Source organism: Bariatricus sp. HCP28S3_F11 (genome assembly GCF_052065395.1).
Classification (GTDB): Bacteria; Bacillota; Clostridia; order Lachnospirales; family Lachnospiraceae; genus Allocoprococcus.
This window is the reverse complement of the sequence record NZ_JBQHUC010000033.1, coordinates 1-24,051: the sequence shown is the minus strand read 5'-3', so window position 1 is coordinate 24,051 and position 24,051 is coordinate 1. Positions and strand designations below refer to the sequence as shown.

Below are 24,051 nucleotides of genomic sequence, written 5' to 3'. Positions count from 1 at the left end.
CCGCTTTTATAATTGATTATTTTATTCTCCAAAGATCATTTCGAATGCCACCTGTATTCCCAAAATAAGCGAATCCTTCTCTATATATTCCTCTCTTGTATGTGCACCATGTCCATAGTAACATCCCACACAGACCGAAGGGATTCCCATTGAAAGCGGAATATTACAGTCGGTAGAACCGCAGTTCTGCTCCGGATTCTTTCCGATCACGTTTTTTACTGCCTTCATTGCTTTTTCCGTCAGCCTTTCCTGCCTGGCCGCATCCACACCTTTGCCACACGGGCGAAGTCCGATCACCTCATATTCTATATCCAGCCCTTTATCTTTCTCTTCCCGTATCGTCTTCTCAAAATACTGTTCCATCATCTGCAAATGTTCACTGGTGTCGGAACGGAATTCATACAGTATCTCCGCATTCTGGGCAATCACATTCACCCCGGTTCCCCCGGAGATCAATCCCACATTATAGGTTGTCTTCCCGCCTTCCGGCACTTGAACGCGATAGAGCTTCTCGATGATTCCGGCCATTTTCTCGATTGCGTTATCTTTTCCGAAATCTCCGAAAGAATGTCCGCCTTCTGTGGCTATCCGGATTCGGTACCGTTTTGAGCCGACCGCGCGGTTTACAATTTTGTCAAGTTCACTGTCAAATGTACAGAAATTCCGGATTCGTTCTCCGTAACCCCGGCAGATTGCTTTAACTCCTTTCAGATTTCCAAGTCCCTCTTCTCCAGAATTGCATACCAGCAGCATGCCCGCCGCTCCGTTCTTCTTCTGTTGCTCTCCGAATCCTTTCTGTTCCTTTTCCCATTCACCGTTTCTGATCTTACCTGCAATATATTTTGCCGCCATCAAAAGACAAACCACACAGGCTGTATCATCTCCGATTCCCGGACAATAGATTTTCCCGTCACATTCTGTTAACGGAAGCGCTTCCGTATCAGGAAACACCACATCCAGGTGTGCCATATACACATCGATTTCTTCCGCTTGATGGATATCGACCGGGTATATCACATTGAACGCTTCATCCATATACACCCCTTGTGCCCCCTGCCTTTCCAGCCAGTCACGGCAGAACTTTGCACGCTTCTCCTCCTGATTCGACGGTGCCGGAATCTGCGCCAGTTCTTTCAGAAGTTCAAGTGCTTCTTCTTCATGATCCTGAATAAACTCCCTCATCTCTTCACTCAACATATTTTCTCCTCCTTCGCTAACCTGCATTTCCCATACGTTCCGATATGATCACCCCAGTCATTGTGAGCACCGTTCCTGCTGCTGACATCCATGTGATCTTCTCATGCAGGACAACAATCGATGTAATGATCGTGATGACCGGAATCAGATAAATATAAACACTGGTCTTAATCGCTCCCAGAATTTCCACTGCCCGGTTCCATGTCACAAAGCAGACTGCACATGCGCCCACACTCAGATATAATAAATTCAGCAGATTTCCGGGAGTTCCAAATTGCACCGCCTTGACATCAAATCCGAAAACAAATGCCAGCGGAATCATCATCAGGATGCCGTAAAAGAACATCCTTCTGGTGGCAGGGATCACCGGATACCCGAAGTCTCCCGCCTTTCTGGCCAGAATCGCATAAAGCCCCCACATCATCGCAGCCACCACACTCAGCATGTCCCCTGCAAAATTAAGCCGGACACCATCCTGTCCACTGAAACTAATCATCGCAATTCCTACGATTGCGAAAACAAATCCGACAAAAAAGCTTTTCTTCAATTTCTCATCTTTCAAAAACAGGTGCGCACTGATGCCGATAAAAAATGGTGAGATTGAAGTGATGACTCCCACATTTGACGCCTGCGTATAGAGAAGCGCTACATTTTCAAACAGATAATACAGACAGATTCCCGTAAGTCCGGCACCTGCAAAATACAGCTCATGCTTTCTATCCGTCACTTCCATTTTCCGTGGACTCATGATCCACAAAATGATATATCCGATCACAAATCTTAAAAGCAGCAATTCGATCGGTGAAAAATCTTCAAGCAGTATCTTGCTTGAGATAAAAGTCGTTCCCCAGATAACGACTGAAATTGCTGCCATGATATGTCCGGTAAATTGTTTCTTTTCCATGAACTTCTCTCTTTCATTATCACAATTCTAAAATGATTCCGAAAAACATTTTTCTGATTTCCGCCCCATTTCTATCTAGTATAATACATTTTCTTCCGCATGACCACCAATAAAATGGGCGATCTGGAAATTACTCCAGATCAGCCATGTATTTCTGATAATATTCCATTGTAAATTCTTTCGGAAAGACTCTGGAATAATAATAACCCTGCATCATTCTCATGGCATCTTCTCTTGTCATTCTGAGTGACCGTTTCAGCTGACTGCTTCCCTGCTTCTGCTTCATCTCCAGCATTGCATAATTGCTGTCCGGATCGTAACACCGCAGCCGAATCTTCCTTCTACATTCCACCCCGCCTGCTTTTCAAAATAATCGTCGTTATAGACTGTGTCAAAATATAGAGAACGAATCATATAACCATTTGTTCCATTGTGTTCATCCTGTATAAGCACCTGTTCCAACTGGTGGCTCTTTTTAATGAATTCTTCAACATTAATAAGAAATTTCTTCTCTTCACGAAATGCTCGATTCAATTGCATCCTCCTGTTCAGCCTGTCCTGAAACGCAACTCACCACCTGTAGTAGTGGGAGTCTTGTCTTCTTTCAAAACAAAAAGCCGGCTGCAACCCATTCCGTTGCAGCCAGCCTATCATACATCATTTCTTGCTTAGACGCTTAGCTTTCCGTCCCTGCCTTTCAGCAGGTTTGACAATCAATTGATGCGATTATTATACACCATATTTTTCAATTACGTCAACATTCATCATCTTTTTTCACATGTTTCTTCCACACACTTTTCACGCGTTCTTTGTCACCATCCAAATATCTTTTATTTTCCCGGACACTTCTTATCAGCCATCTGTTATAATAAATACATATTATTCTATTATATTGATACCGGAAAGGAAACGCTTATGATTAAAATACCCGAGAAATACTTTGATATCTTTTGTACGATCGGCTCACAGAAGACCTATCAAAAAGGCGAATTTATCTATCTTCAAAATGATTCCGCCGACTATTTATACCTGATTCTATCAGGCAGAGTCCGCGTATATACCCTTTCTTCTTCCGGGCGTGAAACGACTCTGGAGATTCTGGAAAAAGGCCGTATATTCGGCGAATCCTCTTTTCTGAGTGATCATGTTCGCCCAACCAGTGTTGCCGCAGTTACCGAGGTACGCCTTGCCACTTGTCTGGTCTCCGACCTGATCCCACTGCTGTGCGAAACGCCCGAATTGATGGTTCTCCTTTTCCAGCATTTAAGCGAGACGTGTAATCATCTTTCAAGACAGATATACCGCCTCACCAACTACGACAGCCGAAAACGCATTGCAAGTTTTCTGTTGGAAGAGACGGCTTCCCCCAACCGGGACAAAGGAATCCTGGACAATGTCCTTCCTTATACACACGCCGAAATCGCAGAAACTCTGGGTCTGAACCGGGTAACCGTATCAAGGGTTCTTTCCGCTTTTGCCGATCAGGGCCTTCTGAAAAGCCACTATGGTAAAATTATGATCACCGATCGGAACGGTTTATATCAAATCCTCAAAAACGGAGCTTATTTGTAGCATACGCTACAGTTTTCCGGACACATTACTTTTATAATAGTGCCCGGAGGTAAAAAATATGAAAAATAAATTTATTTCTTATATTATGATCATTTTCGGCGGGACCCTGACCGCTGCCGCATTTGGCCTTTTCGTCCTTCCACAGGGCTTTGTGGCAGGCGGTGTGACCGGTCTTTCCGTCATACTGTCTGGTTTTATGAACCTGCCTTTATCCTGGATCGTACTCGCCATCAACCTGATTCTTTTTGCACTGGGATGGATCTTTGCCGGAAAAGAGTTCATTTTCAAGACTCTGATCATGACCTTTCTGTTCCCGACTCTTCTTGAACTATTCGGCAGAATCACAATATTCGACGCGCTGTCCGCCGACCCTTTCCTGAGCAGTCTGCTCGCAGGCTGTCTCTTAGGTATCGGCTCCGGTCTGATTCTCCGTGCAAATGGTTCCAGCGGCGGTTTTGATATTTTAGGAGTTGTCCTCAACAAAAAATTCCAGATTCCGGTATCTTCAGTCATGTACGTCTGTGATTTCGTGATCATTTTGTATCAATCAGTATCCAAACCGCTTCTTTCAACGGTTTACGGAATTGTCGTCATTCTGTGCAGCAGCATCATGGTAAACAAAATCATCACACAGGGTGAATCCAAAGTACAGCTGTTGATTTTCTCAAAAGAACGCGAGACGATCCGTGAACATCTGCTGAAGACATTTGATACCGGAGTTACATTATTAAATGCTGAAAGCGGATATCAAAAAGAGAAAGCAAAAGTCATACTGACTATTCTGCCTTATAATAAAGTCAGTTCAGTTAAGAAAATGATTTATACGGTAGACCCCTATGCTTTTACGGTGATTAATGGGGTAAATTATGTGGGCGGACGCGGATACAGCATCCGGAGGTAGGCACCTGCGGATGCTGTATTCACGTCCTTTTACCAAAGGCCACATCTTCTGTTTTATACTTCCTTTTCTTTTGGAAGTGCAATATTCAAAACAATCGCAATAATCGCAGCCGGTACAATTCCGGATCCGCCGAACACAAGCTGAAGTGCCTGCGGCAGCTGCGATAAAATGCCGCTGTTCACACCAATTCCATATCCCAATCCCAATGCAACCGATACGATAGTAATATTCCGCATCGTCAACGTCTCTTTTGTTATAAGCTGAATACCACTAATGACAATGGATGAGAACATCATAACAGCTGCACCTCCCAGGACACTCTGCGGCATAATGGAGATCAGCGCTGCCAGTTTCGGGAACAGTCCGCAAAGAATCAAAAATAACGCACCGATTGCAAGAGCACCGCGGTTTACGATCTTCGTCATCGTTACCAGACCGACATTCTGGCTGAAAGAAGTATTCGGAAGCACTCCAAAAAGCGCTGCGAAACTGGAGCCGACTCCGTCACATACCACACCTCCGGAAAGCTCACTGTCTGTCGCCTCTCTTCCCATTCCGCCTTCCATAACACCGGAAATATCGCCGACCGTCTCCACGGCCGTCACAACGAACATGATCAGGACAGGAATAATCGCACGAAGATCAAATCTCAACTTTACCGGGAGCAAAGACGGCAGTGCGATCCATTCTGCCTGCGCTACTTTATCCCAATTCAACACCCATGCCTTCGTATACTCCACACCCTCAGCATTGACAGCGGTGTGCGGAAGTACAGCTCCCATGATGGCCGCTGCTATGTAACCTACGATAATTCCAATTAAAATGGAGGACGCGCTGGTCATTCCGGTCGTTCCATGTTTAAGGATAATAATCACCACCAGCACAAGGAATCCCAGAAGCAGATTCTCTACAGAACCAAAGTCGTTCGCATTATTTCCTCCTCCAAATGAATTGACACCCACTCCGATCAATGACAATCCGATGGAAAGTACTACCGTTCCGGTCACGACTGCCGGGAAGAATTTTCTCAAAGGTTTGATCAAAAATCCAAGCACACTTTCAAACAAACCGCCCAGAACAGAGGCTCCCATGATGGCACCATACGCAGCTGCACCGCCTCCCATGACACCTACCACACTATTAAATACTCCTATGAATCCGGAACTGGTACCCATGATGATCGGCACCTTCCCTCCGATTGGTCCGATTGCATAAAGCTGAACCAGCGTGACAATACCAGCCACGATCATTGCATTCTGCAGCAGTTCTACCTGAAGATCCGCAAATTCAGCACCTACCAGCCCACATGCTCCCGTAATAATAAGCAGCGGCGTAAGGTTACCTACAAACATTGCCAAAACATGTTGAAGACCCAACGGAATTGCTTTTTTAAGAGGAAGTTTCCCATAAAAATCATACTCCGCTCCTTTGTTTTCTACGTTATTCACTTTACTCTCTCCTTACTTATGTAAATATATTACTTTTCTATAATAGTATATCATTGTCAAATACGCAAGAACTGAGTCAAATAAATATTTTTCGATTATTTCATACAATCGGAAAAGCGCATATGCCAAACTCCATATGTATGTCAAAAACTCCCACGCAAAATAAGTGCAATGGAAGTTCCTTTTTTAACTATTTAATTTCTTATTCCTATCACCAACAGTGTACAACTTCTGAGCGATAGCCGCCTGTTGGGTTTAAGGTGGATGGAAGGACACTTAAAACAAATTCCTTTCAACCACCTATTTCTGCTTCATCTGAAGAAGAAAATCTCCGATCAATTCATAAAAAGTCACCTCTATCCGACAAAACCAAATAAATTCGAATTTACTTTCTTCTCTCATACTCCGCAATCAGTAACGGCTGAATCAACGGATAAGTCCATTCATCTGGTAATTCATCCAGCAAGACCACCTTTTCCATTTCACTGTGCAATTCTTCTTCAAACTCTCCAGCTTCTCTATGACCACCTGGTACTTCATAAGTATCTCTATCTCTATGTTTACAAAACACCCATTTACTATTTGATTTGGAAATTATAACAGCAAATTTCAACAAATCATCATCAATCTTATCATAAAACTTAACTAGCATTTTTCTCCTTTATCTTTCACATAAAACCAGAATACCTTCTCCATCAATTCTGCTTATTATTTCTCTTATAGTTGTAATCTCCTCACTTTTGACAAGGTTGACCTTTTTCGGTTGCTCAAACTGATAGCACTCTTTAATCAATTTGCAGACCGTATCATCTACGCCTGCTTTTTGTTTCCGCCATAAGTACCTCCGTGATATTTTATCTTATTTGCTCTGCACCTACCACCTATCACAATCCCCTGGTCAATTCAAATCTTTCTCATATTAGATTTCTCATCATCAAATGTATTCAAAAATTCCCTGAATAGCATCAGATACGTTAATCATTTCTGAAATTGGCAATCTATCTACTTTCTTGTAACCACGAAGCGACATATCTAACAACGCAAGTTTTTCACATTGTATATAGCCTTCATTTTCTTCTGTATCCATCCATATATGAAGAGGACCCGGAGTAGAATTTTTAATAATTGGACATCCAATTATTTCACCACTAGTATTAAAAAAATCCTTACTAACCACCAATACGGGATGTTTTATTTTTTCAATCTTGAGAATATCTCCTTGATGTAAAAATTCCATTACCATACCTCTCTTCCGGCAGGTTCACCCCAATCATATTCGCCATCAAGCATTAGCTTTCCATCAAACTCAGCGGCTCTCTCTTCCAAAGTTTTATGACGAAATGGTTTCACCAAAGTGATTACACCATTTGATACCGTGACATCCAAAAACTCATTCAATGTGACTCCTGCACTTCTCAACACTTCTTTTGGCAATCTAATTCCTTGACTATTTCCCCATTCTTTTACCTGTGCTTGCATATAGATACCTCCTTATGCTTAGTATATACATAGTATATACTAAATAACAGAAAATATCAATTAAATTCTCTTGATAGCAATAAATGTGCAGATAAATATGTTTGTAACGAAATGCTGATTTCATTCTAATATGCTTCTTTGTAGATGAAGGAAATGCACTTAAAAACGTTTTCTGTATACGCGGGATGGTTCTCCATTGATATCGTTCATCATTTACAAGGAGCAACACTTTCACATTTTCGCCTACATAGGCGGGAGTCATCCCTCATCTGATAGATCTATTTCATAGCCACAAATTTTGCATCTTCTTCATCGAAATAGTCATCCATATTACTGCTAAATCCGCTTGCCTTCCAAGCTTGTTCAAATGTAATATCTTTTATATTACTCAAGAAGACAAATGTGCTGTCTTTAGTTGAATTATTCATTCTACCTGTAATTTCCAATCTATATTGGTATGTATAATCGTCTGTTTTCCAAGTCTCGTCACTCATTTCATAATACCTGACCATAGTAACCAGCTTATCATTTTCAAAATATTCTTCAACGAATTCTGAGTTCGTCACCTCATAAGTCTTGATTACAGATGGTTCTGTTTGAGCGGAAGCAGGTTTCGTCCATTCACCTGTATCAACATTCTTTTGTAACACAAGTTCATATCCACCATCTGCACGACAAAAATAGATTTCTGCATCATTTTCATCCAAGTCTAATTCAAATTCGCTTTTTGCACCAAATGAACTATTAAGTCCTCCAAAAGTTGAAAAAAAAGTAAGGTAATGTGGTTTTACCCCACCACCACCATCCTTAAAACCTCTTATATATCCCATAGACGACATAACCCCGACATTGAAATTCAACTTTTTTCCATCTTCTGATACGGAATATTCAGTTAATACCACATCTGTTCTCCTTCTAAATCCCGCTCCAATAAAAAAGGATAAAACCAGTACACCTATGACTATTATTGTAACAATAACTATCTTCTTTTTCTTCATACGAGGGACCCTCCCGACTTATATTTATCTATTGATTATCGAAGAAATAACCGGTTTCTCTTCTCTATCCAATAGTGGTGTCATCCCACCAGCATTTCCACTTGCGTGAAAGACATAGTTTACACCACAGACTTTTTCCTTATTCATAAACCTTCCTCTCTTTATCAAATTCTTGAATGTGATATAGTGTAATTTTACCCTCTCCACCATTACGGCTGAAAAATAACTTTTCCAGAATATAACCGTGAATTTTAATTATCAATTACGGCTGCAATACACCTTTTGTTATTTGTAACCGTTTGATTCATTTAAATTTACGGCTGTAATCAAATAAATCTATTCTAATAATAAATCCACTCCTCGCCCGGCGCACCACTTAAAAAGATCCCCTGGACTTTTTTGACGTATGCATGACAAAAAAACTCCCATCACACGATAAGTGAAATGGGAGTTTTTTTATTAACTAATTAATTTCTTTATACCTGTCACCAGCGGTGCATTACTTCTGAGCGATAGCAGCCTGTGCTGCAGCCAGACGTGCGATCGGTACACGGAATGGTGAGCAAGATACATAGTCAAGACCGATCTTGTTGCAGAATTCTACAGAAGACGGATCTCCACCGTGCTCTCCACAGATACCGATGTGAAGCTTCGGATTAACCGGTTTTCCTAAGTTAATAGCCATTTCCATTAACTTACCAACACCATTCTGATCAAGTTTAGCAAACGGATCATTCTCGAAGATCTTAGCATCATAGTATGCGTTCAGGAACTTACCAGCGTCATCACGTGAGAAGCCGAATGTCATCTGTGTCAAGTCGTTTGTACCGAAGCAGAAGAAGTCAGCTTCTTTAGCGATCTCATCAGCTGTAAGAGCAGCTCTTGGGATCTCGATCATAGTACCTACTTCGTATTCAAGGTCGATGCCTGCAGCAGCGATTTCTGCGTCTGCAGTCTCAACAACGAATTTCTTAACGTATTTTAACTCTTTGATCTCGCCAACCAGCGGAATCATGATTTCCGGTTTAACTGCCCAATCCGGATGAGCTTTTTTAACATTGATAGCTGCACGGATAACAGCCTTTGTCTGCATCTTAGCGATTTCCGGATAAGTTACAGCAAGACGGCATCCACGATGTCCCATCATTGGGTTGAATTCATGCAGAGAATCGATAATAGCTTTGATCTGCTCTACAGTCTTACCCTGAGCATCAGCAAGTTTCTTGATATCTTCTTCTTCTGTCGGAACGAATTCATGAAGCGGCGGGTCAAGGAAACGGATAGTAACCGGATTTCCTTCCAGTGCTTCGTAAAGTGCTTCGAAGTCTCCCTGCTGTTCCGGAAGGATTTTCTCAAGTGCAGCTTCTCTTTCTTCTACAGTCTCAGCACAGATCATTTCACGGAATGCATCAATTCTGTTTCCTTCGAAGAACATATGCTCTGTACGGCAAAGTCCGATACCTTCTGCTCCAAGTTCACGAGCTTTCTTAGCATCTGCCGGTGTATCAGCATTTGTACGAACTTTCATTGTTCTGTATTTGTCAGCCCATCCCATGATTCTTCCGAATTCGCCTGCGATCGTAGCATCAACAGTCGGGATGATTCCATCATAGATGTTACCTGTAGATCCATCAAGAGAGATCGGATCTCCTTCATGGAATTCTTTTCCGCCTAATGTGAATTTCTTGTTTTCTTCATCCATTGTGATATCGCCGCATCCGGATACACAGCAGGTTCCCATACCACGAGCTACTACAGCAGCGTGAGATGTCATACCACCACGAACTGTCAGGATACCCTGAGCAGATTTCATACCTGTAATATCTTCCGGTGAAGTTTCAAGACGTACAAGAACAACTTTTTCTCCTCTTGCAGCCCATTCAACAGCGTCATCAGCTGTAAATACGATCTTACCGCAGGCAGCTCCAGGAGAAGCTCCAAGTGCTTTTGCCATTGGTGTAGCAGCCTTAAGTGCTGCAGCATCAAACTGCGGATGAAGCAGTGTATCCAGGTTACGAGGATCGATCATTGCAACTGCCTCTTCTTCTGTTCTCATTCCTTCATCAACAAGATCACATGCGATCTTCAGAGCAGCCTGAGCGGTTCTCTTACCGTTACGTGTCTGAAGCATGTACAGTTTACCATGTTCAACAGTAAACTCCATATCCTGCATATCTCTGTAGTGTGTTTCCAGCGTCTTGCATACTTCTTTGAACTGTTTGAATGCTTCCGGGAATTTCTCTTCCATTTCAGAAATGTGCATTGGTGTACGAACACCGGCAACAACGTCTTCACCCTGAGCATTTGTAAGGAATTCTCCGAACAGTCCGTTATTTCCTGTAGCCGGGTCACGTGTAAATGCAACACCTGTACCACAGTCATCACCCATGTTACCGAATGCCATCATCTGTACGTTAACAGCAGTTCCCCATGAATACGGGATATCGTTATCACGACGATATACGTTAGCTCTCGGGTTGTCCCAAGAACGGAATACGGCTTTGATTGCTCCCATTAACTGTTCCTTCGGATCAGACGGGAAATCAGCACCGATTTTTTCTTTATATTCAGCTTTGAACTGATTAGCAAGTTCTTTCAGATCGTCTGCTGTAAGTTCAACGTCCTGTTTAACGCCTCTTTCAGCTTTCATCTTGTCGATCAGTTCTTCGAAGTATTTCTTACCTACTTCCATAACTACATCTGAATACATCTGGATAAATCTTCTGTAGCAGTCCCAAGCCCAACGAGCATTGCCGGACTTTTCAGCAAGTACAGCGACAACTTCTTCGTTCAGACCAAGGTTCAGGATTGTATCCATCATACCTGGCATAGATGCTCTTGCACCAGAACGAACTGAAACAAGAAGAGGATTCTCTTTGTCACCGAATTTCTTTCCTGTGACTTCTTCCATCTTTGTGATAGCTTCCATGATCTGTGCCATGATTTCATCATTGATCTGTCTTCCGTCTTCATAGTACTGTGTACAAGCTTCTGTTGTGATTGTGAAGCCCTGAGGTACCGGAAGTCCTAAAGCGGTCATTTCAGCAAGGTTGGCACCTTTTCCACCAAGCAGGTTTCTCATGGTAGCGTTACCTTCTGTAAACATGTAAACCCATTTTGTTGCCATTTTACTTTTCCTCCTCGTATTTGATTGAAAAAATAGATGTATATAAAACATGAAAAGCACGACTTTACAAACTGAATAAAGCCGTCGCTCCCCTTATCTTATAACCCCAATCATGCGGTTTTCCGCACTAATATTGTAAAGGTTTTGGTAAAATTCGTCAAGCGTTTTTCCTGATGTTGGAATATTTCTCTCCGGTACTCTGTTATTTTGCAATATTCGCCTGGTTTTCTATTTCTGTTGGTTCCTGCTCTGCATTCGCAATCAGGTATTCTACAAACCGTTTCGCTCCGTCACTGTGAGGTGTATTTACCATCATTCCCACATATACCTCGTCATAAGTCAGGCCAAACGTATCTTTTATAAATCCGGTATTTTCAAAAATCAGACTGCCGGATGTAAATCCATCCTGACCTTCGTAATCCTCATAAATTTCTTTCGTACAGATCATAACATCGACCGACTGCGCTCCGATCAGTGTCGTAAGCGCGATCTTCGAATTGGAATCTTCATTGTTCGCACTGAGATTCGCATTGATCGTAACAACGTCATTTTTTTCCTCGGCTCCCATCCATTCTTTGACATCATTCTGAAGCGCTTCAATCTGATCCGCATCCATATTGGCACCAAGAATTGCAACACTTACGACCTCATTTTTCTGCATTCCCTGATACATTGTAAATCCCAGATAAATGAGGGCAACCACCGCCAGAGCACCGGCAAACCATAGTTTGTAATACGTCCATATGTAATCCAGCTTTTCCATAAAGTTCATGGATTTCAGTTTTTCAATTTCCATCTGTCTTTTTTCTTTCTTCGTCAGATCCGATTCATACTTGTGCTCCATTGGTATTTCTCCTGTTTCTTTTTTCGTTTTTCTATGCCTTCGAAGGAACGTGTAATCCCCTTTTGAAAGTATAACATATTTACTTTGAAATGCATCTCATTCTTGTGTTTTTCATAGACTTTTCACATTTTCATCTTCCGTTTTTCATTGCTTTTCCCCTGCCTTTTCAGTATACTGTATTTAGGATATTTTACGTTAAGAAAAGAGGGTTTCCCAATGAACAGATTATTTAATATCGACAATCCGGTGATGCAGTTTCTGTCAAAAATGTTCGATCTGGTCGTACTGAATCTCATTTTCATTCTGAGCTGTATCCCCATCATCACGATCGGCGCTTCCATCAGCGCACTCTACTATGTCTGCCTGAAGATGCTCCGCGGAGAGGATCCTTACATATGGCAGAATTTCTGGAAATCATTCCGTCAGAATTTCAAACAGAGTACAGCTGTATGGTTGCTTTTTCTTGCAGCTGTTGTAATCCTTGGAATGGATTTCTATATTATTAATTCCCAGGATACTACAATTTTTGCAATTATCCGTGTCGCTCTCTGGATTGTATGCGGAATCCTTGCATGCATATTTATTTATGTGTTCCCGATCATCTCGCATTTCGTATGTACGACCAAACAGGCAATCAAAAATGCTGTGCTGATGACGGTTGGCCATCTTCCATACAGCATTCTGCTTTTCCTGCTTCACGGAATTATTATATTTCTCTGCCAGTATTCAGCAAATACATTTGCCCTTGTGATCGTGCTCAGCGGAGTCTGCGGATTTTCCGTTATTGCTTTTACAGCCTGCATTATTTTTGACCGGATCTTCAAGAAATATGAACCGGAGACTCCTCCCGCTCCCGAAAATCCGGATGGATTGATGATGGAATAATAGAATCGAACGCATTCATGATCATAGCCATAAAAAAGTCCTTGTCGCGCAAAACGCAGCATGGACTTTTCCTTTTCATTATTAAATTACCGCGCTTTTCCAACCTGGCCTACAGCATTTTCTGTACCCTGCAGGGTACCCCGTATGCCACAGCATTTGCCGGAATATCTTTCGTCACAACACTTCCTGCACCAATGGTTGTATTGTCTCCGATCGTTACTCCCGGCAATACGATCACACCGGCGCCAAGCCAGACTCCATTTCCAATGCGGACTGCTCTGTTATACTGCATACCCTGTCGGCGAAGATCGGCGTCAAGCGGATGTTCCGCCGTAGCGATGGTGACATTCGGTCCGATCATCACATCATCTCCAATGATCACATCCGCGTCATCTACAATGGTCAGGTTAAAATTCGCATAAACATTTCTCCCCAGATAACAATTGCAGCCCCAGTTTACACGCAGAGGCGGCTCGATTACGCAATCTTCTCCGATAGAGCCCAAAAGCTCTTTTAGTATTTCTTTTAATCTTTTGCGGTCAGAAGGCCTGGTATGATTGAACTCATACATCAGATCATTCATTTTCCATTGTTTTCCGTACAGAGCCGGATCGGTGCTGTTGTATAATTCTCCGTCTTCAGGAATCTCCGCCACTTTTTTATTATTCTCTAATTCTCCCATCTGTGTTTTTCCTCCTGTTTTCAAGTACGCCTCGGCGTACTTGCTGCGAGGTGCGCGTCATGCTTTGCATGACACAATACATCTGCGCACCTCTGCAATCCGCCGGAGGCTTTATCTTGGAAGGAGATTGGACTCCCACCAAGACATATTTGTCGCAACTCACCACCTATAGAGGTGGGAGTCTTATCTTCTTTCAAGATAAAAAGGCGATTTCCCCTGAAGGAAACCGCCTCTATTTTGGAACTGTTTTATTTAACCTTTAATTCCGGACTGCGCAACACCTTCGATGAACTGCTTCTGGAAAATAAAGAACAGTACGATGATCGGGATAACCGCCATAACTGCTCCGGCCATCTGCATCGGATACTTGGTTGTGTACTGTCCCTGCAATGTAGAAAGGGCAGGACCAAGTGTCATCATCTTCGGTGATGTATTTACGATCAACGGCCACATAAAGTCATTCCATGCAAACTTCGCTGTAAAGATTACCAGTGATACAATACCCGGTTTTACGAGCGGAAGCATGATCTTTCCAAAAATCTGGAAACGGTTGCATCCGTCAAGCAGCGCTGCCTCTTCCAGTTCCTTCGGCAGAGACATGAAGAACTGTCTCAGGAGGAATGTACCGAACGCACTGAAAAGGTTCGGAATGAACAGAGCCGGAATCGTGTCCAGAAGACCCATCTTCTGGATGATCAGATACTGAGGAATCAGGAAAATCTGTCCCGGAACCATAAGTACTGATAAAATAATGACAAAAATAATGTTTTTGAACGGGAAGTCGATTCTGGCAAATCCATATGCCGCCATGGAACAGAAGGATACCTGTACCACAGTTGTGACTACCGTTGAAATGATTGTGTTCAGGTACACCCTTGCAAACGGGAGTGCCGAAACGATCTGCGCATATGCATCAGTCAAAAACTGCTTCGGGAAGATCGTCGGCGGAATCTGCATTGCTTCGCCAACGCTCTTAAATGATGTAAGCACCATCCAGATGAACGGGAACACCATAATTCCAACTCCGGCAAGAAGAATCAGATGCACGAAAAAATGTCTTACATTTGCTTTGTTTTTCATCTTTTTTCTCCTTCCTAGTCGTAATTAACCCATTTCTTCTGACCAATCAGCTGGAATACTGTAATCAGCATGATGATCGCGAAGATAAAGATTGAAATAGCTGCTGCATATCCTTTATATCCGTAGTCGAATGCCTTCCGATAGAACAGCATTACTACTGTCTGGGTAGATTCGTACGCCGGATTTGTCTTTCCTACCATCATGTAGATTACATCGAATACCTGGAATCCACTGATGATAGAAGTAATCATAACGAAGAAAATCGTTGGTGACAGCATCGGAATCGTAATCTTGAAGAACTGAGCGAAAGGACCAGCTCCGTCAATTGCCGCCGCTTCATAATAAGATTTTGAAATTCCCTGCATACCTGCCAGAAGAATAATCATATTATATCCGACAGTCATCCACAGACCAACTATCATGATGCAATATAGTGCTGTCTTCGGGTCTGTCAGCCATCCGTGCCCTTCTCCTCCAAGGGCACGAATCGCGCTGTTAAGAATACCCATTTTTTCATTGTAGATCCATTTCCATACCATGGAAACTGCCGCTGCCATTGTTACGGATGGAAGGAAATACAATGTTCTGTAAATGGACGTTCCTTTAATTTTGGAATTCATAAGTGCTGCAATGCAGATTGACAGGAATAATCCAACCGGTACAGTGATGATTACATATTTCAGCGTATTACCGAAGGTTCTCCACACCTCTTTATCCTGGAACATCTCAATATAATTCTGAAGTCCGACAAATGTTGATACATTAAATTTATTTACATCATTAAAACTGAACCACACGTTCTGAATAAAGGGCCAGATATAGAACACCAGAAGTCCAATGGTAACCGGCGCAATAAATACATAGGCCGCAAACCAGTCTTTTTTCTGGCGGCTCGTTGCTTTTTTCTTCGGCACGGTCGTTTTCACTTTACCACCAGTCATATTCTCACCTACTTCATCTACTATTTTGCAAGGAGAGCGTCTGCTTCTTCCTTAAGCTGTGCACAAGCATCTGCCAGAGTAAGTTCTCCGCTGTAAGCCTGTTTCAGGTAGTTTGCTTCCATATCATAAAGTTCTGCTGCTACAGAGCAAACCGGCAGCGGATAAGCTTCTTCTGAATGATTGGTATATGCTGCAAGGTTGTAAGCTTCATTCGCTTTTGCAAAGTATTGCTGAGCATCAGATCTTGCAGAAATAACTACACCTGTCTCGCCCTGGATCTTCTGAGCTTCAGAGCTTCCAAGCCAGATTGCGAATTCGATCGCTGCATCTTTATTCTTGCTGCCTTCGTATACTGCATATCCAAGACCGTTGATACAGTTGTCTTCTACACCGTTGAAGGTCGGGATTTCTACACAGTCGATCTTGTCAGCGATTGCATCGTTGCTTGCATATTCCGGAACCATGTAAGAACCTGCAAAGTTCATAGCAAGCTGATTTCCTTCGAACATTGCATCAGCAGAAGTTTCTGCAAGAGATGCTGCACTCGGAGAAAGTCCTTTGTCGATGAAGTCGATCCAGCACTGGATACCTTCCATTGTCTTCGGATCTGTGTATCCTGTTTCTGTCTTGTCTTCATTTAAAATGTATCCGCCGTTAGCGTATACGGTCTGATAGTACCATGTCTGGAAGTCAACCGGGCATGCGAATGGATATACACCGTCATCCAGTCCTGCTGCCTGTAATTCTTCTGCCTTAGCAAGCAGATCTTCATAAGTCATATCGTCTGTCGGATATTCCACATTTGCTTTGTCAAAGATTTCTTTGTTATACCATAAAGCATTGGTATCGAAATCTTTCGGTACTGCGTAGTTTACACCATCACGAACGTAGTTATTTACCAGAGCTTCCGGGAAGCTGTCGTTGATATCAGAAGCTGCAACTGCATCTGTCAGATCTGCAAGGATTCCGCCTTCTACATAAGAGTCAAGATGCAGTACGTTGAGCCAGAATACATCCGGAGCTTTTCCGCCGGTTGCTGCTGCTTCCAGTTTTGTCCAGTATTCTCCACCTTTGTATGGTGTAAGCTGGATCTCGATCGTTACATCTTCATGTTCTTTCTCATAAGCTTCTACCATAGCTTCCATAGCCGGTCTCTGATTCTCATCCCAGATACCGAATGTCAATTTTGTCTTTCCGCCGGAGCTTGCTGATCCGCCTTCTTCTTTGCTGCCGCCGCATCCTGCTAAAAGAGATACGCTCATAACTGCTACCAGTCCTGCTGCTGCCAGTTTTTTGAAATTCTTTTTCATAATTTACACACTCCTTTTCTTCTAGGTTATTGGATTTTATCTTACTGAACTTGGCCGTTCAGAAGACAGTGATTTATATGATGCTTCTCATTACCCCGAGAAGCCGCATATCTTAATTACGGAACGTATCCAGTTCCACCACTCTTCCGCCATGCAGCCGTGATTCTTCCGCTGCAAGCGCACAATAATGACTTTCCATCGACTGTTCCAGAGATGTCACATACGGGCTTTCTTCCTTTTCTCCGCTAAGTACATCCAGGAATTCTTCGATCATCTTCACATCTCCGCCGCCATGTCCTGAGAAATCATCCGAAAGACTTGCCACATCAATTCTTTCTTCTGTGACATCTGCGTTAAATCTGCGGATTACAATTTCATTGTCTTCTATTTCTCCTGCCATATTCACGATCATCTCACCTTCGGTGCCCATGAATTTGGCGTATCTGGCAATTTCTGCTGTAAAGCCGCACATCGTAAAGCTCATCGTCGTTCCGTCTGTCATGTTCAGGTTCACGACCTGATGGTCAACTACATTGTTGTCACAATGATATACACATCTGCCGTAACGTCCTTCCCGGATTGCATCGTACAGCTTCTCTTCTGTCACTCCATCCGGGACCAGCACATCTAGCGGCCAGTTTCTGTTTCCCTTGCGATATCCGGCGGCCTTATTATCCAGATAGATCGCCTCTGCATCGAACGGACATGTTTCTTTCGCTTTGCATCCGTCCATACACCGCATCGCACAACCTTCCGGTGCCTTTTCCTTTTTGAAAAGATAGGTGCTTCCGAACGAACTCAACGAATCACATTTCTTTCCTGCCAACCACAGATATAAATCCATATCGTGGCAACACTTTTGCAGGATCATCGGACTCGTTTCATTGGAATTTGACCAGTTTCCTCTCACAAAGCTGTGTGCCATGTGGTACCATCCTACATTTTCTACAGCCATAATGGATACCACAGCCCCGATTTTTCCGGCATCCAGAAGTTCCTTTACTTTTCTGTAGATCGGTGTGTAACGAAGTACATGGCACACCACAACTTTCCGGTCACATTCCCGTGCTACTCTCACCAGTTCTCTGCACTCATCAAGCTCCGGCGAAATCGGCTTCTCAAGAAGTAAATGGTATCCTTTTCTGAGGGCCGGTATTGCATGTCCTACATGCTGTCTGTCCTGCGTTGCAATAAACATGACATCCGCAAGTTTCTCTTGTTTCAGCATTTCCTCTGCGCTGGAAAAACATTTTTCCTCCGGTATGTCATACTCTTCGGCTGTAAGTCTGACCTTTTCCGGATCCACATCGGCAATTGCGACTATTTTCATCTTTTCCGGGAAAATCTTTGCAGCTTTGGCATATGTATCTCTTCCCCTGCTGCCAAGTCCCGCAATCGCAACCGTGATACATCTTCCCATTATCATTCTCTCCTTTATGTGTAATTACATATTTCTACTATGCAATCTCATAAGTCTGTTTTTCAAAATCAACCGTGACTGTTGTGCCATCGGCAAATGTGGTTTTCTGAACATTAGCATCCCCGTTTACCAGTTCATGACGAACCATTTCACACTTGGCCACTTTCTCGTGCAGATCACTTACTACTTTACATCTTCTGATATCTTCTTCAATCGTTCCTTTCACATCCGACTCAAAAGAACCGTCTGTATTCGGATATGCTCCTTCACGGATCAGATACGGTGCCCCGCCGTTGAGAAGCGCATACAGCATATAATCTTCCTTTTCACTTACTCTGTCCATCATCCACGGTTCAATCACACAGTCATGATAGACCAGATTATATAGCGGAACCGGAATCCCTTCCTTCGGTGTCCCCGGAGCACGCATCATGAAATCATACGGTGCGTAATGGCAGAACACCAGGCTCGGTACACTCCAGTCGCTCACCTCTTCCGAACTCGGAAGAATGTTCTTGGAGAGCAGGTATTCAAAGCATCGGTTTCTGTAATCATAGCAGTCTTTCCGTGTCATTCTGTGATATGGGTTTGCACATTCATCCCCTTCATTACAGGTAAATACATCCAGATATGCACAGTCCAGATGAATGTCATGCTCTTCCAGGCTGCTGAAATTCCGTTTCACATAGTAAGGTGCCTGTGTTCCGCAAAGAAATGTCTGCGGTCCGCCCGCCCATCTCTTATGTCCCGGTACCGTGCCGTCTGCAAGCACGCACGCATAATGCTCGTCATAGCTCGGTGCGGTCAGATAATAATCCCTGTACTGGTCATGAATCCCAAACATGTATCCCAGTTCCTGCATTGTGTCGGCTAGGGATTTCATTCCTTCCCAGCCGCCTGCTTCTGCGCATGCCGGCGTGTAATCCGGATGCTGATTATCATACCCCGGCTGAGCCCATCCGTCAAGATGCAGGTAAAGCTTCTCCACACCCAGCTCATGAAGCTCGCGCATTTCCTTCTCACGCTCCGCGAACGTGACAACACGATTATTCTTCTCCGGATCTGCCGGATCGAAGAAATCGGAATTTTCCTGGACAGCTGTCTTGATTCCTTTATGTACAAATGCACATCCAATCAAATCATCTACCGACGGATTCTTTGCCGCCTTTTCAGCCAGCGTCTTAAGCCGTCCCTGTTCTTTCACATAGGTTCTGTACACCTTGCAGAGATCGTTGTAGTCACAGTCATTCAGGAAGCTGTATCTCATGATTCGGCGATACTCCATTTTCCCGAGACTCGGCTCATGCCATGTACCCACATGTGTATACGGTCCACCTGTCGGATGTTCCGCATAATATCCTGCATTCCACGGTGTTACACAAATCGCAATATATCCTGCGCGGTCTTTGACCTGCCCGTACCATGGCATATATCCGCCCGCTGTTCCGAAAAATCCGTCAAATGGGATAGGAGCCATCTCAGTCTCCCAGGTGTTCGGTATCAGGAGCCCCTGCTGATGATTCAGAAGCGTATACCACTTCTCGTTCTTTTCATCAAACTCCATCTCACCAGGCCAATAGATCTTCCGAACCGTAAGTCCTTCCTCGTTAAGCGGAACCCATTCGAAGAACACATCACCGCTTGCCGCTTCAACCCATACAATCGTATCGAAGGAATAAGGCACAGTCTGATTCCCAACTTTAAATCCCTCATAATGGCTCCGGATTCCTTCCCCAACTCCGGATGTAATGACATCGCGGCTGATTGAAAGCGCGTCTTCAAAATTCAGAATTCCCTCTTCGCATTCCAGTCTGGGCTGAAAACCTTCTCTGAATTTCCATGTCACACCATCTCTGGTAAATGTGACATGTCCGCTCTCATTCACTTGAATCTCCAGATTGTTTACATTTACGCTTGTCATATTGTTCCTTTCCTTTGGCAATTATGCCTATATTCATCATTTCTATGAATTTATTATAATTCATTTTGCACAACTCTGCTTACGTGATTGTCTATCCTTATTGTCTTATTGTCCTTAATCTGGTATAATATTGACCAAAGAAATGGATTTTAAAGCTCAGGAGATGGTAAAAATGACTTATATCAAGACAAATCTGCACCGTGAAATCGTCATTGATTCTATCATCACGCTTCATTATTTTGAATATATGAAAGATTTCGTATTTCGCGGAGAGGCACATGACTTTTGGGAGTTTTTATATGTAGATAAGGGGACGGTATCGGTGCGCTCCGATGACCGATGGCTGACACTGAATACAGGAGATGTGATTTTCCACAAGCCGAATGAATTTCACGCGATCAAATCCATAGGGAAAAATGCGCCGAATCTGGTGGCCATTTCCTTTACCAGCCATTCAGAAGGCATGAAATATTTTGAAAATATGAGCTGTACACTGGATAAAAGTGAACGTTATCTGATCTCACAGATCATCACGGAAGCCAAAGACACATTTTCCACACCGATTCACATTCCTTCAGTCGAACAGGTTCTTTTGCGCGAGAAAACCCCTTTTGCTTCGCAGCAGCTGATTCTGCTTTATCTGGAGCTCTTTTTGATCACTGTTCACCGAAACCATCAAAGTATACACGCTCTGGGAGCATCGTCAGAACGGTTGAGACCTACAAAGCATTTCCATCTGGATACGGTTGCCGCAGAAAGCCTCGAAAATTCCGACGAAAAGGATTCCAGTAAGAATATCCTGTTTCAGCATGTCATACAATATCTGGAATTCCATATATGCGAGTCCCTGTCCGTTCCCCAGATATGCAGTTCCTTCTCCGTCAGCCGCTCCGCCCTTCAGGCGTTGTTCCACGAAAAGCTGGGATGTGGTGTGATCGAACATTTTAATAAGATGAAAATCGACCGTGCAAAAGACATTATCCGCGACGGCAATATGAACCTGACCGAGATTGCCTATTATCTTTCCTACAGTTCTCTGCCGTATTTTTCCAAACAGTTCAAGAAAGAAACCGGAATGTCACCACTGCAGTATTCTAATTCTGTGAAAGGGATTACAGAGGCACTGCGGAAATCGGAAGAATAAAATCGAGCCCGGAAGGATTACTCCCTCCGGGCTCTTATGTTTCATCCGATGATCTGATCTCTCTCGATCACGCATTCATGCTTCTTGTCTTTTGTATTATAATTGATTCCCACAAGCAGAATATCACCTGTATAATTCTGAACTGTCTCCGGATACTTCTTCTCCTTAATCTGCGACATCGCTCCCCGTGCTGTCTGATCCCACTTCAGTTCTATCCGATATTGCTATATCTATATTATAGGGATTTTTTGAAACAGTGTAAAGCCTTATTAAATTTTCCTTCGGCTTGGAATGCAGTTCATTATTCTATTTAAAGTCCGCCTTTAAAAATGCCTCATAGCATCTCACAGCTTCATAAATGTCTGCCTTGCTGGTCAGCTCCCACGGTGCATGCATACACATAACAGCAACACCACTGTCAATCACTTCCATTCCATAGACCGCCATCAGATACGCAATCGTTCCGCCTCCACCGACATCAACTCTTCCCATCTCAGAGGTCTGGAAATTGACGTTATTTTCCTCCATGACTCTTCGAAGCTGTGCGATATATTCCGGATTTGAATCATTCGATCCGCTCTTTCCGCCGCTTCCTGTGTATTTGTTGAATACCGGCCCGTGTGCGAAATAAGCACAATTCTTCTTCTCGTAAGCTTCTTCAAACATCGGATCGTAAGCAGCACTTACATCAGAAGAAAGCATCTTCGAGTTGGCAAGTGCACGTCTCAACGTCAATTCATTGTATTCTCCCATCAGTGCAATCAGTTCGGCGACTGTATTTTCAAAGAATCTGGAAGTCGCCCCGCTTGCGCCGACGCTTCCGATTTCCTCCTTATCGATCAGAATGCAGCAGGAAGTTCTTTCAACTTCTTTCTCTGCGAGCATTGCCATCAAGGATGTAAATGCACACACGCGGTCGTCCTGTCCATAGGCCATGATCATGCTGCGATCCAGTCCGCACTCTTTCGCTTTCCCAGCCGGAACGATTTCCAGCTCAGCCGACAGAAAATCTTCCTCTTCGATTCCATAATAATCATGGAAAAGCCGAAGCATTTCTGCTTTTACCGCATCCTTCTCTTCACCTTTTAACGGGCGGTTTCCGATGACCAGATCCATTTTTTCACCGTCAATAAATTTATCTGCATTCTGCTCCATCTGCTTGCGCCCAAGATGTGGCAGAAGATCTGTAATTATAAATTCCGGTTCGTCATCCTTTTCGCCAATCACAATATCCGTCTTCGTTCCGTCCTTGCGGATCACAACTCCATGGATTGCAAGCGGCATCGCAACCCACTGATACTTCTTCACACCGCCATAATAATGGGTATCCAGGTAAGCAACCTCCTGCTCCTCATAAAGCGGATTCTGCTTGATATCAATTCTCGGCGAATCAATATGAGCCCCCAGAATATTCATACCATTCTCAATCGGCTGCGTTCCTGCCTGGAAGAGGATGATTGCCCGTCCCATATAATCCATATAAACTTTATCACCGGCTTTTACCGATTCTTTATTTTTCCGGAGTTCCTTCATGTCCCGGTATCCGGCTTCCTTTGCAAGACGAATTGTCTCTCTGACACATTCTCTCTCCGTCTTTCCCGCATCCAGACATTCCCGGTACTGCTTATTCACCCTCTCCAGCTCCTCCAGATGCTTCTCATCATAAATCTTCCATAAGTTCTCTCTTACCATTTCCATACCTCCTGCTCCAGGAAGACCCCCATCTTCCTATCATCATAAATTCCCACCGATTTCAGTAGGCATACTCATTATAGACCTTATACATTAGCTACGCTTGCATAATTATCCACACATTTTGTCCAAAAATCCGTGGGGACGTTTCTTCTGCCACGATGCTGGGGTCAAAAGGTATTTCCAACTAATTAAATAACTACTATTGATGAAAAACATATGGTATAATCATCTTATCAAATAAAGGTGGTTTGCATATGTCTTTTAAAACAAATGATGTAGAACAGTTATCTCTGTTCGATAGTTTTTCAAACCTCACTGCGCGTGAGCAAAAAGCGTTAGAAAATTCCTGGGCAAAGGTTTTCGCAGAAGAAGTGTTCCCTAAAATTGATGAGAAACCTTTTGCTGTTTTATATAGTGATAAAGCTTCACGGCCAAACACTCCTGTTAACGTAATCATCGGAGCATGCATCATCAAAGAATTGTTTGATTACTCTGACGATGAG

22 protein-coding genes, 2 pseudogenes and 1 riboswitch are annotated in these 24,051 nt (G+C 43.3%); of the genes and pseudogenes, 5 read left to right on the top strand and 19 right to left on the bottom strand.

Annotated features, from left to right (window positions below; genetic code table 11):
• Positions 1 to 21: 21 nt before the first annotated feature.
• From ACTNBR_RS13230 to ACTNBR_RS13220, 3 genes and pseudogenes are all read right to left on the bottom strand, one after another.
• Entirely contained in the window at positions 22 to 1,197 is a 1,176-nt protein-coding gene (locus ACTNBR_RS13230; protein ID WP_441018545.1) for a M20/M25/M40 family metallo-hydrolase, read from the bottom strand.
• A 16-nt stretch (positions 1,198 to 1,213) separates the two neighbouring features.
• Positions 1,214 to 2,101, bottom strand: coding sequence for a DMT family transporter (locus ACTNBR_RS13225; RefSeq protein ID WP_427805451.1), 888 nt, complete (start codon positions 2,099 to 2,101; stop codon positions 1,214 to 1,216).
• A gap of 130 nt (positions 2,102 to 2,231) precedes the next feature.
• A pseudogene (locus ACTNBR_RS13220) lies at positions 2,232 to 2,641 on the bottom strand (VTC domain-containing protein).
• A 94-nt stretch (positions 2,642 to 2,735) separates the two neighbouring features.
• Positions 2,736 to 2,822, bottom strand: a riboswitch (cyclic di-GMP riboswitch).
• Between the two features lie 194 nt (positions 2,823 to 3,016).
• Here ACTNBR_RS13220 and ACTNBR_RS13215 point away from each other — a divergent pair.
• Together ACTNBR_RS13215 and ACTNBR_RS13210 are read left to right on the top strand one after the other, a co-directional pair.
• The gene (locus ACTNBR_RS13215) at positions 3,017 to 3,673 is read left to right on the top strand and encodes a Crp/Fnr family transcriptional regulator (RefSeq protein ID WP_441018547.1); all 657 of its coding nucleotides are present in this window, start codon (positions 3,017 to 3,019) and stop codon (positions 3,671 to 3,673) included.
• Positions 3,674 to 3,731: 58 nt separating this feature from the next.
• A complete protein-coding gene (locus ACTNBR_RS13210) occupies positions 3,732 to 4,574 on the top strand; it encodes a YitT family protein (protein WP_427805448.1) in 843 nt (280 codons plus the stop codon).
• 53 nt (positions 4,575 to 4,627) lie between these two features.
• On the opposite strand, the gene ACTNBR_RS13205 is transcribed toward ACTNBR_RS13210, so the two are convergent.
• From ACTNBR_RS13205 to ACTNBR_RS13170, 8 genes are all read right to left on the bottom strand, one after another.
• Positions 4,628 to 6,022 carry a uracil-xanthine permease family protein gene (locus ACTNBR_RS13205; RefSeq protein ID WP_441018549.1) on the bottom strand — a complete coding sequence of 465 codons (1,395 nt, stop codon included), beginning with the start codon at positions 6,020 to 6,022 and terminating at the stop codon, positions 4,628 to 4,630.
• A 385-nt stretch (positions 6,023 to 6,407) separates the two neighbouring features.
• A complete protein-coding gene (locus ACTNBR_RS13200; RefSeq protein WP_427819091.1) occupies positions 6,408 to 6,674 on the bottom strand; it encodes a hypothetical protein in 267 nt (88 codons plus the stop codon).
• A 282-nt stretch (positions 6,675 to 6,956) separates the two neighbouring features.
• On the bottom strand, positions 6,957 to 7,265 hold the full coding sequence (locus ACTNBR_RS13195; protein WP_427805442.1) for a type II toxin-antitoxin system PemK/MazF family toxin: 309 nt from the start codon (positions 7,263 to 7,265) through the stop codon (positions 6,957 to 6,959).
• A complete protein-coding gene (locus ACTNBR_RS13190) occupies positions 7,259 to 7,501 on the bottom strand; it encodes an AbrB/MazE/SpoVT family DNA-binding domain-containing protein (protein WP_427819092.1) in 243 nt (80 codons plus the stop codon). The genes ACTNBR_RS13195 and ACTNBR_RS13190 overlap by 7 nt, the downstream gene beginning before the upstream one ends.
• A 278-nt stretch (positions 7,502 to 7,779) precedes the next feature.
• Positions 7,780 to 8,499: a hypothetical protein gene (locus tag ACTNBR_RS13185; RefSeq protein ID WP_427805438.1), complete on the bottom strand. Its 720-nt coding sequence runs from the start codon at positions 8,497 to 8,499 to the stop codon at positions 7,780 to 7,782.
• 24 nt (positions 8,500 to 8,523) lie between these two features.
• A complete protein-coding gene (locus ACTNBR_RS13180; RefSeq protein ID WP_427805437.1) occupies positions 8,524 to 8,646 on the bottom strand; it encodes a DUF6440 family protein in 123 nt (40 codons plus the stop codon).
• Positions 8,647 to 8,998: 352 nt separating this feature from the next.
• The gene (gene ppdK, locus ACTNBR_RS13175; RefSeq protein ID WP_427805436.1) at positions 8,999 to 11,626 is read right to left on the bottom strand and encodes a pyruvate, phosphate dikinase; all 2,628 of its coding nucleotides are present in this window, start codon (positions 11,624 to 11,626) and stop codon (positions 8,999 to 9,001) included.
• 202 nt (positions 11,627 to 11,828) lie between these two features.
• Complete coding sequence (locus tag ACTNBR_RS13170) at positions 11,829 to 12,470, bottom strand: hypothetical protein (protein ID WP_441018551.1); 642 nt, start codon at positions 12,468 to 12,470, stop codon at positions 11,829 to 11,831.
• A 216-nt stretch (positions 12,471 to 12,686) separates the two neighbouring features.
• Here ACTNBR_RS13170 and ACTNBR_RS13165 point away from each other — a divergent pair, with 216 nt between their 5' ends.
• Positions 12,687 to 13,355: a YesL family protein gene (locus ACTNBR_RS13165; RefSeq protein WP_427819095.1), complete on the top strand. Its 669-nt coding sequence runs from the start codon at positions 12,687 to 12,689 to the stop codon at positions 13,353 to 13,355.
• A 109-nt stretch (positions 13,356 to 13,464) separates the two neighbouring features.
• Here ACTNBR_RS13165 and ACTNBR_RS13160 read toward each other — a convergent pair whose 3' ends face one another.
• The 6 genes from ACTNBR_RS13160 to ACTNBR_RS13135 form a co-directional block, all read right to left on the bottom strand.
• Complete coding sequence (locus tag ACTNBR_RS13160) at positions 13,465 to 14,037, bottom strand: sugar O-acetyltransferase (protein WP_441018553.1); 573 nt, start codon at positions 14,035 to 14,037, stop codon at positions 13,465 to 13,467.
• Positions 14,038 to 14,289: 252 nt separating this feature from the next.
• Positions 14,290 to 15,117: a carbohydrate ABC transporter permease gene (locus tag ACTNBR_RS13155; RefSeq protein ID WP_441018555.1), complete on the bottom strand. Its 828-nt coding sequence runs from the start codon at positions 15,115 to 15,117 to the stop codon at positions 14,290 to 14,292.
• A gap of 14 nt (positions 15,118 to 15,131) precedes the next feature.
• Entirely contained in the window at positions 15,132 to 16,058 is a 927-nt protein-coding gene (locus ACTNBR_RS13150; protein WP_427805429.1) for a carbohydrate ABC transporter permease, read from the bottom strand.
• A 20-nt stretch (positions 16,059 to 16,078) separates the two neighbouring features.
• Positions 16,079 to 17,368, bottom strand: a complete 1,290-nt coding sequence (locus ACTNBR_RS13145) for an ABC transporter substrate-binding protein (protein WP_441018557.1) — start codon at positions 17,366 to 17,368, stop codon at positions 16,079 to 16,081.
• Positions 17,369 to 17,480: 112 nt separating this feature from the next.
• Positions 17,481 to 18,788, bottom strand: coding sequence for a Gfo/Idh/MocA family protein (locus ACTNBR_RS13140; protein WP_427805425.1), 1,308 nt, complete (start codon positions 18,786 to 18,788; stop codon positions 17,481 to 17,483).
• Between the two features lie 37 nt (positions 18,789 to 18,825).
• Positions 18,826 to 20,709 (bottom strand): DUF5696 domain-containing protein, encoded by a 1,884-nt coding sequence (locus tag ACTNBR_RS13135; RefSeq protein WP_441018559.1) that lies wholly within the window; start codon positions 20,707 to 20,709, stop codon positions 18,826 to 18,828.
• 172 nt (positions 20,710 to 20,881) lie between these two features.
• Between ACTNBR_RS13135 and ACTNBR_RS13130 the strand changes: the two genes are divergently transcribed.
• On the top strand, positions 20,882 to 21,853 hold the full coding sequence (locus ACTNBR_RS13130; protein WP_441018561.1) for an AraC family transcriptional regulator: 972 nt from the start codon (positions 20,882 to 20,884) through the stop codon (positions 21,851 to 21,853).
• Positions 21,854 to 21,894: 41 nt separating this feature from the next.
• On the opposite strand, the gene ACTNBR_RS13125 is transcribed toward ACTNBR_RS13130, so the two are convergent.
• Together ACTNBR_RS13125 and ACTNBR_RS13120 are read right to left on the bottom strand one after the other, a co-directional pair.
• Positions 21,895 to 22,032, bottom strand: coding sequence for a hypothetical protein (locus tag ACTNBR_RS13125; RefSeq protein WP_427819099.1), 138 nt, complete (start codon positions 22,030 to 22,032; stop codon positions 21,895 to 21,897).
• Positions 22,033 to 22,159: 127 nt separating this feature from the next.
• Entirely contained in the window at positions 22,160 to 23,545 is a 1,386-nt protein-coding gene (locus ACTNBR_RS13120; RefSeq protein WP_441018563.1) for an aminopeptidase, read from the bottom strand.
• A gap of 257 nt (positions 23,546 to 23,802) precedes the next feature.
• Between ACTNBR_RS13120 and ACTNBR_RS13115 the strand changes: the two are divergent.
• Positions 23,803 to 24,051: pseudogene (locus ACTNBR_RS13115) on the top strand (transposase); the annotation flags it as partial.

What these genes read in the sequence shown, in the direction of transcription:
- ACTNBR_RS13230 (WP_441018545.1), bottom strand. Translation starts at nt 1,197, where the DNA reads ATGTTGAGTGAAGAGATGAGGGAGTTTATTCAGGATCATGAAGAAGAA.
- ACTNBR_RS13225 (WP_427805451.1), bottom strand. Translation starts at nt 2,101, where the DNA reads ATGGAAAAGAAACAATTTACCGGACATATCATGGCAGCAATTTCAGTC.
- ACTNBR_RS13215 (WP_441018547.1), top strand. Translation starts at nt 3,017, where the DNA reads ATGATTAAAATACCCGAGAAATACTTTGATATCTTTTGTACGATCGGC.
- ACTNBR_RS13210 (WP_427805448.1), top strand. Translation starts at nt 3,732, where the DNA reads ATGAAAAATAAATTTATTTCTTATATTATGATCATTTTCGGCGGGACC.
- ACTNBR_RS13200 (WP_427819091.1), bottom strand. Translation starts at nt 6,674, where the DNA reads ATGCTAGTTAAGTTTTATGATAAGATTGATGATGATTTGTTGAAATTT.
- ACTNBR_RS13195 (WP_427805442.1), bottom strand. Translation starts at nt 7,265, where the DNA reads ATGGTAATGGAATTTTTACATCAAGGAGATATTCTCAAGATTGAAAAA.
- ACTNBR_RS13190 (WP_427819092.1), bottom strand. Translation starts at nt 7,501, where the DNA reads ATGCAAGCACAGGTAAAAGAATGGGGAAATAGTCAAGGAATTAGATTG.
- ACTNBR_RS13185 (WP_427805438.1), bottom strand. Translation starts at nt 8,499, where the DNA reads ATGAAGAAAAAGAAGATAGTTATTGTTACAATAATAGTCATAGGTGTA.
- ACTNBR_RS13180 (WP_427805437.1), bottom strand. Translation starts at nt 8,646, where the DNA reads ATGAATAAGGAAAAAGTCTGTGGTGTAAACTATGTCTTTCACGCAAGT.
- ppdK (WP_427805436.1), bottom strand. Translation starts at nt 11,626, where the DNA reads ATGGCAACAAAATGGGTTTACATGTTTACAGAAGGTAACGCTACCATG.
- ACTNBR_RS13170 (WP_441018551.1), bottom strand. Translation starts at nt 12,470, where the DNA reads ATGGAGCACAAGTATGAATCGGATCTGACGAAGAAAGAAAAAAGACAG.
- ACTNBR_RS13165 (WP_427819095.1), top strand. Translation starts at nt 12,687, where the DNA reads ATGAACAGATTATTTAATATCGACAATCCGGTGATGCAGTTTCTGTCA.
- ACTNBR_RS13160 (WP_441018553.1), bottom strand. Translation starts at nt 14,037, where the DNA reads ATGGGAGAATTAGAGAATAATAAAAAAGTGGCGGAGATTCCTGAAGAC.
- ACTNBR_RS13155 (WP_441018555.1), bottom strand. Translation starts at nt 15,117, where the DNA reads ATGAAAAACAAAGCAAATGTAAGACATTTTTTCGTGCATCTGATTCTT.
- ACTNBR_RS13150 (WP_427805429.1), bottom strand. Translation starts at nt 16,058, where the DNA reads ATGACTGGTGGTAAAGTGAAAACGACCGTGCCGAAGAAAAAAGCAACG.
- ACTNBR_RS13145 (WP_441018557.1), bottom strand. Translation starts at nt 17,368, where the DNA reads ATGAAAAAGAATTTCAAAAAACTGGCAGCAGCAGGACTGGTAGCAGTT.
- ACTNBR_RS13140 (WP_427805425.1), bottom strand. Translation starts at nt 18,788, where the DNA reads ATGGGAAGATGTATCACGGTTGCGATTGCGGGACTTGGCAGCAGGGGA.
- ACTNBR_RS13135 (WP_441018559.1), bottom strand. Translation starts at nt 20,709, where the DNA reads ATGACAAGCGTAAATGTAAACAATCTGGAGATTCAAGTGAATGAGAGC.
- ACTNBR_RS13130 (WP_441018561.1), top strand. Translation starts at nt 20,882, where the DNA reads ATGACTTATATCAAGACAAATCTGCACCGTGAAATCGTCATTGATTCT.
- ACTNBR_RS13125 (WP_427819099.1), bottom strand. Translation starts at nt 22,032, where the DNA reads ATGTCGCAGATTAAGGAGAAGAAGTATCCGGAGACAGTTCAGAATTAT.
- ACTNBR_RS13120 (WP_441018563.1), bottom strand. Translation starts at nt 23,545, where the DNA reads ATGGTAAGAGAGAACTTATGGAAGATTTATGATGAGAAGCATCTGGAG.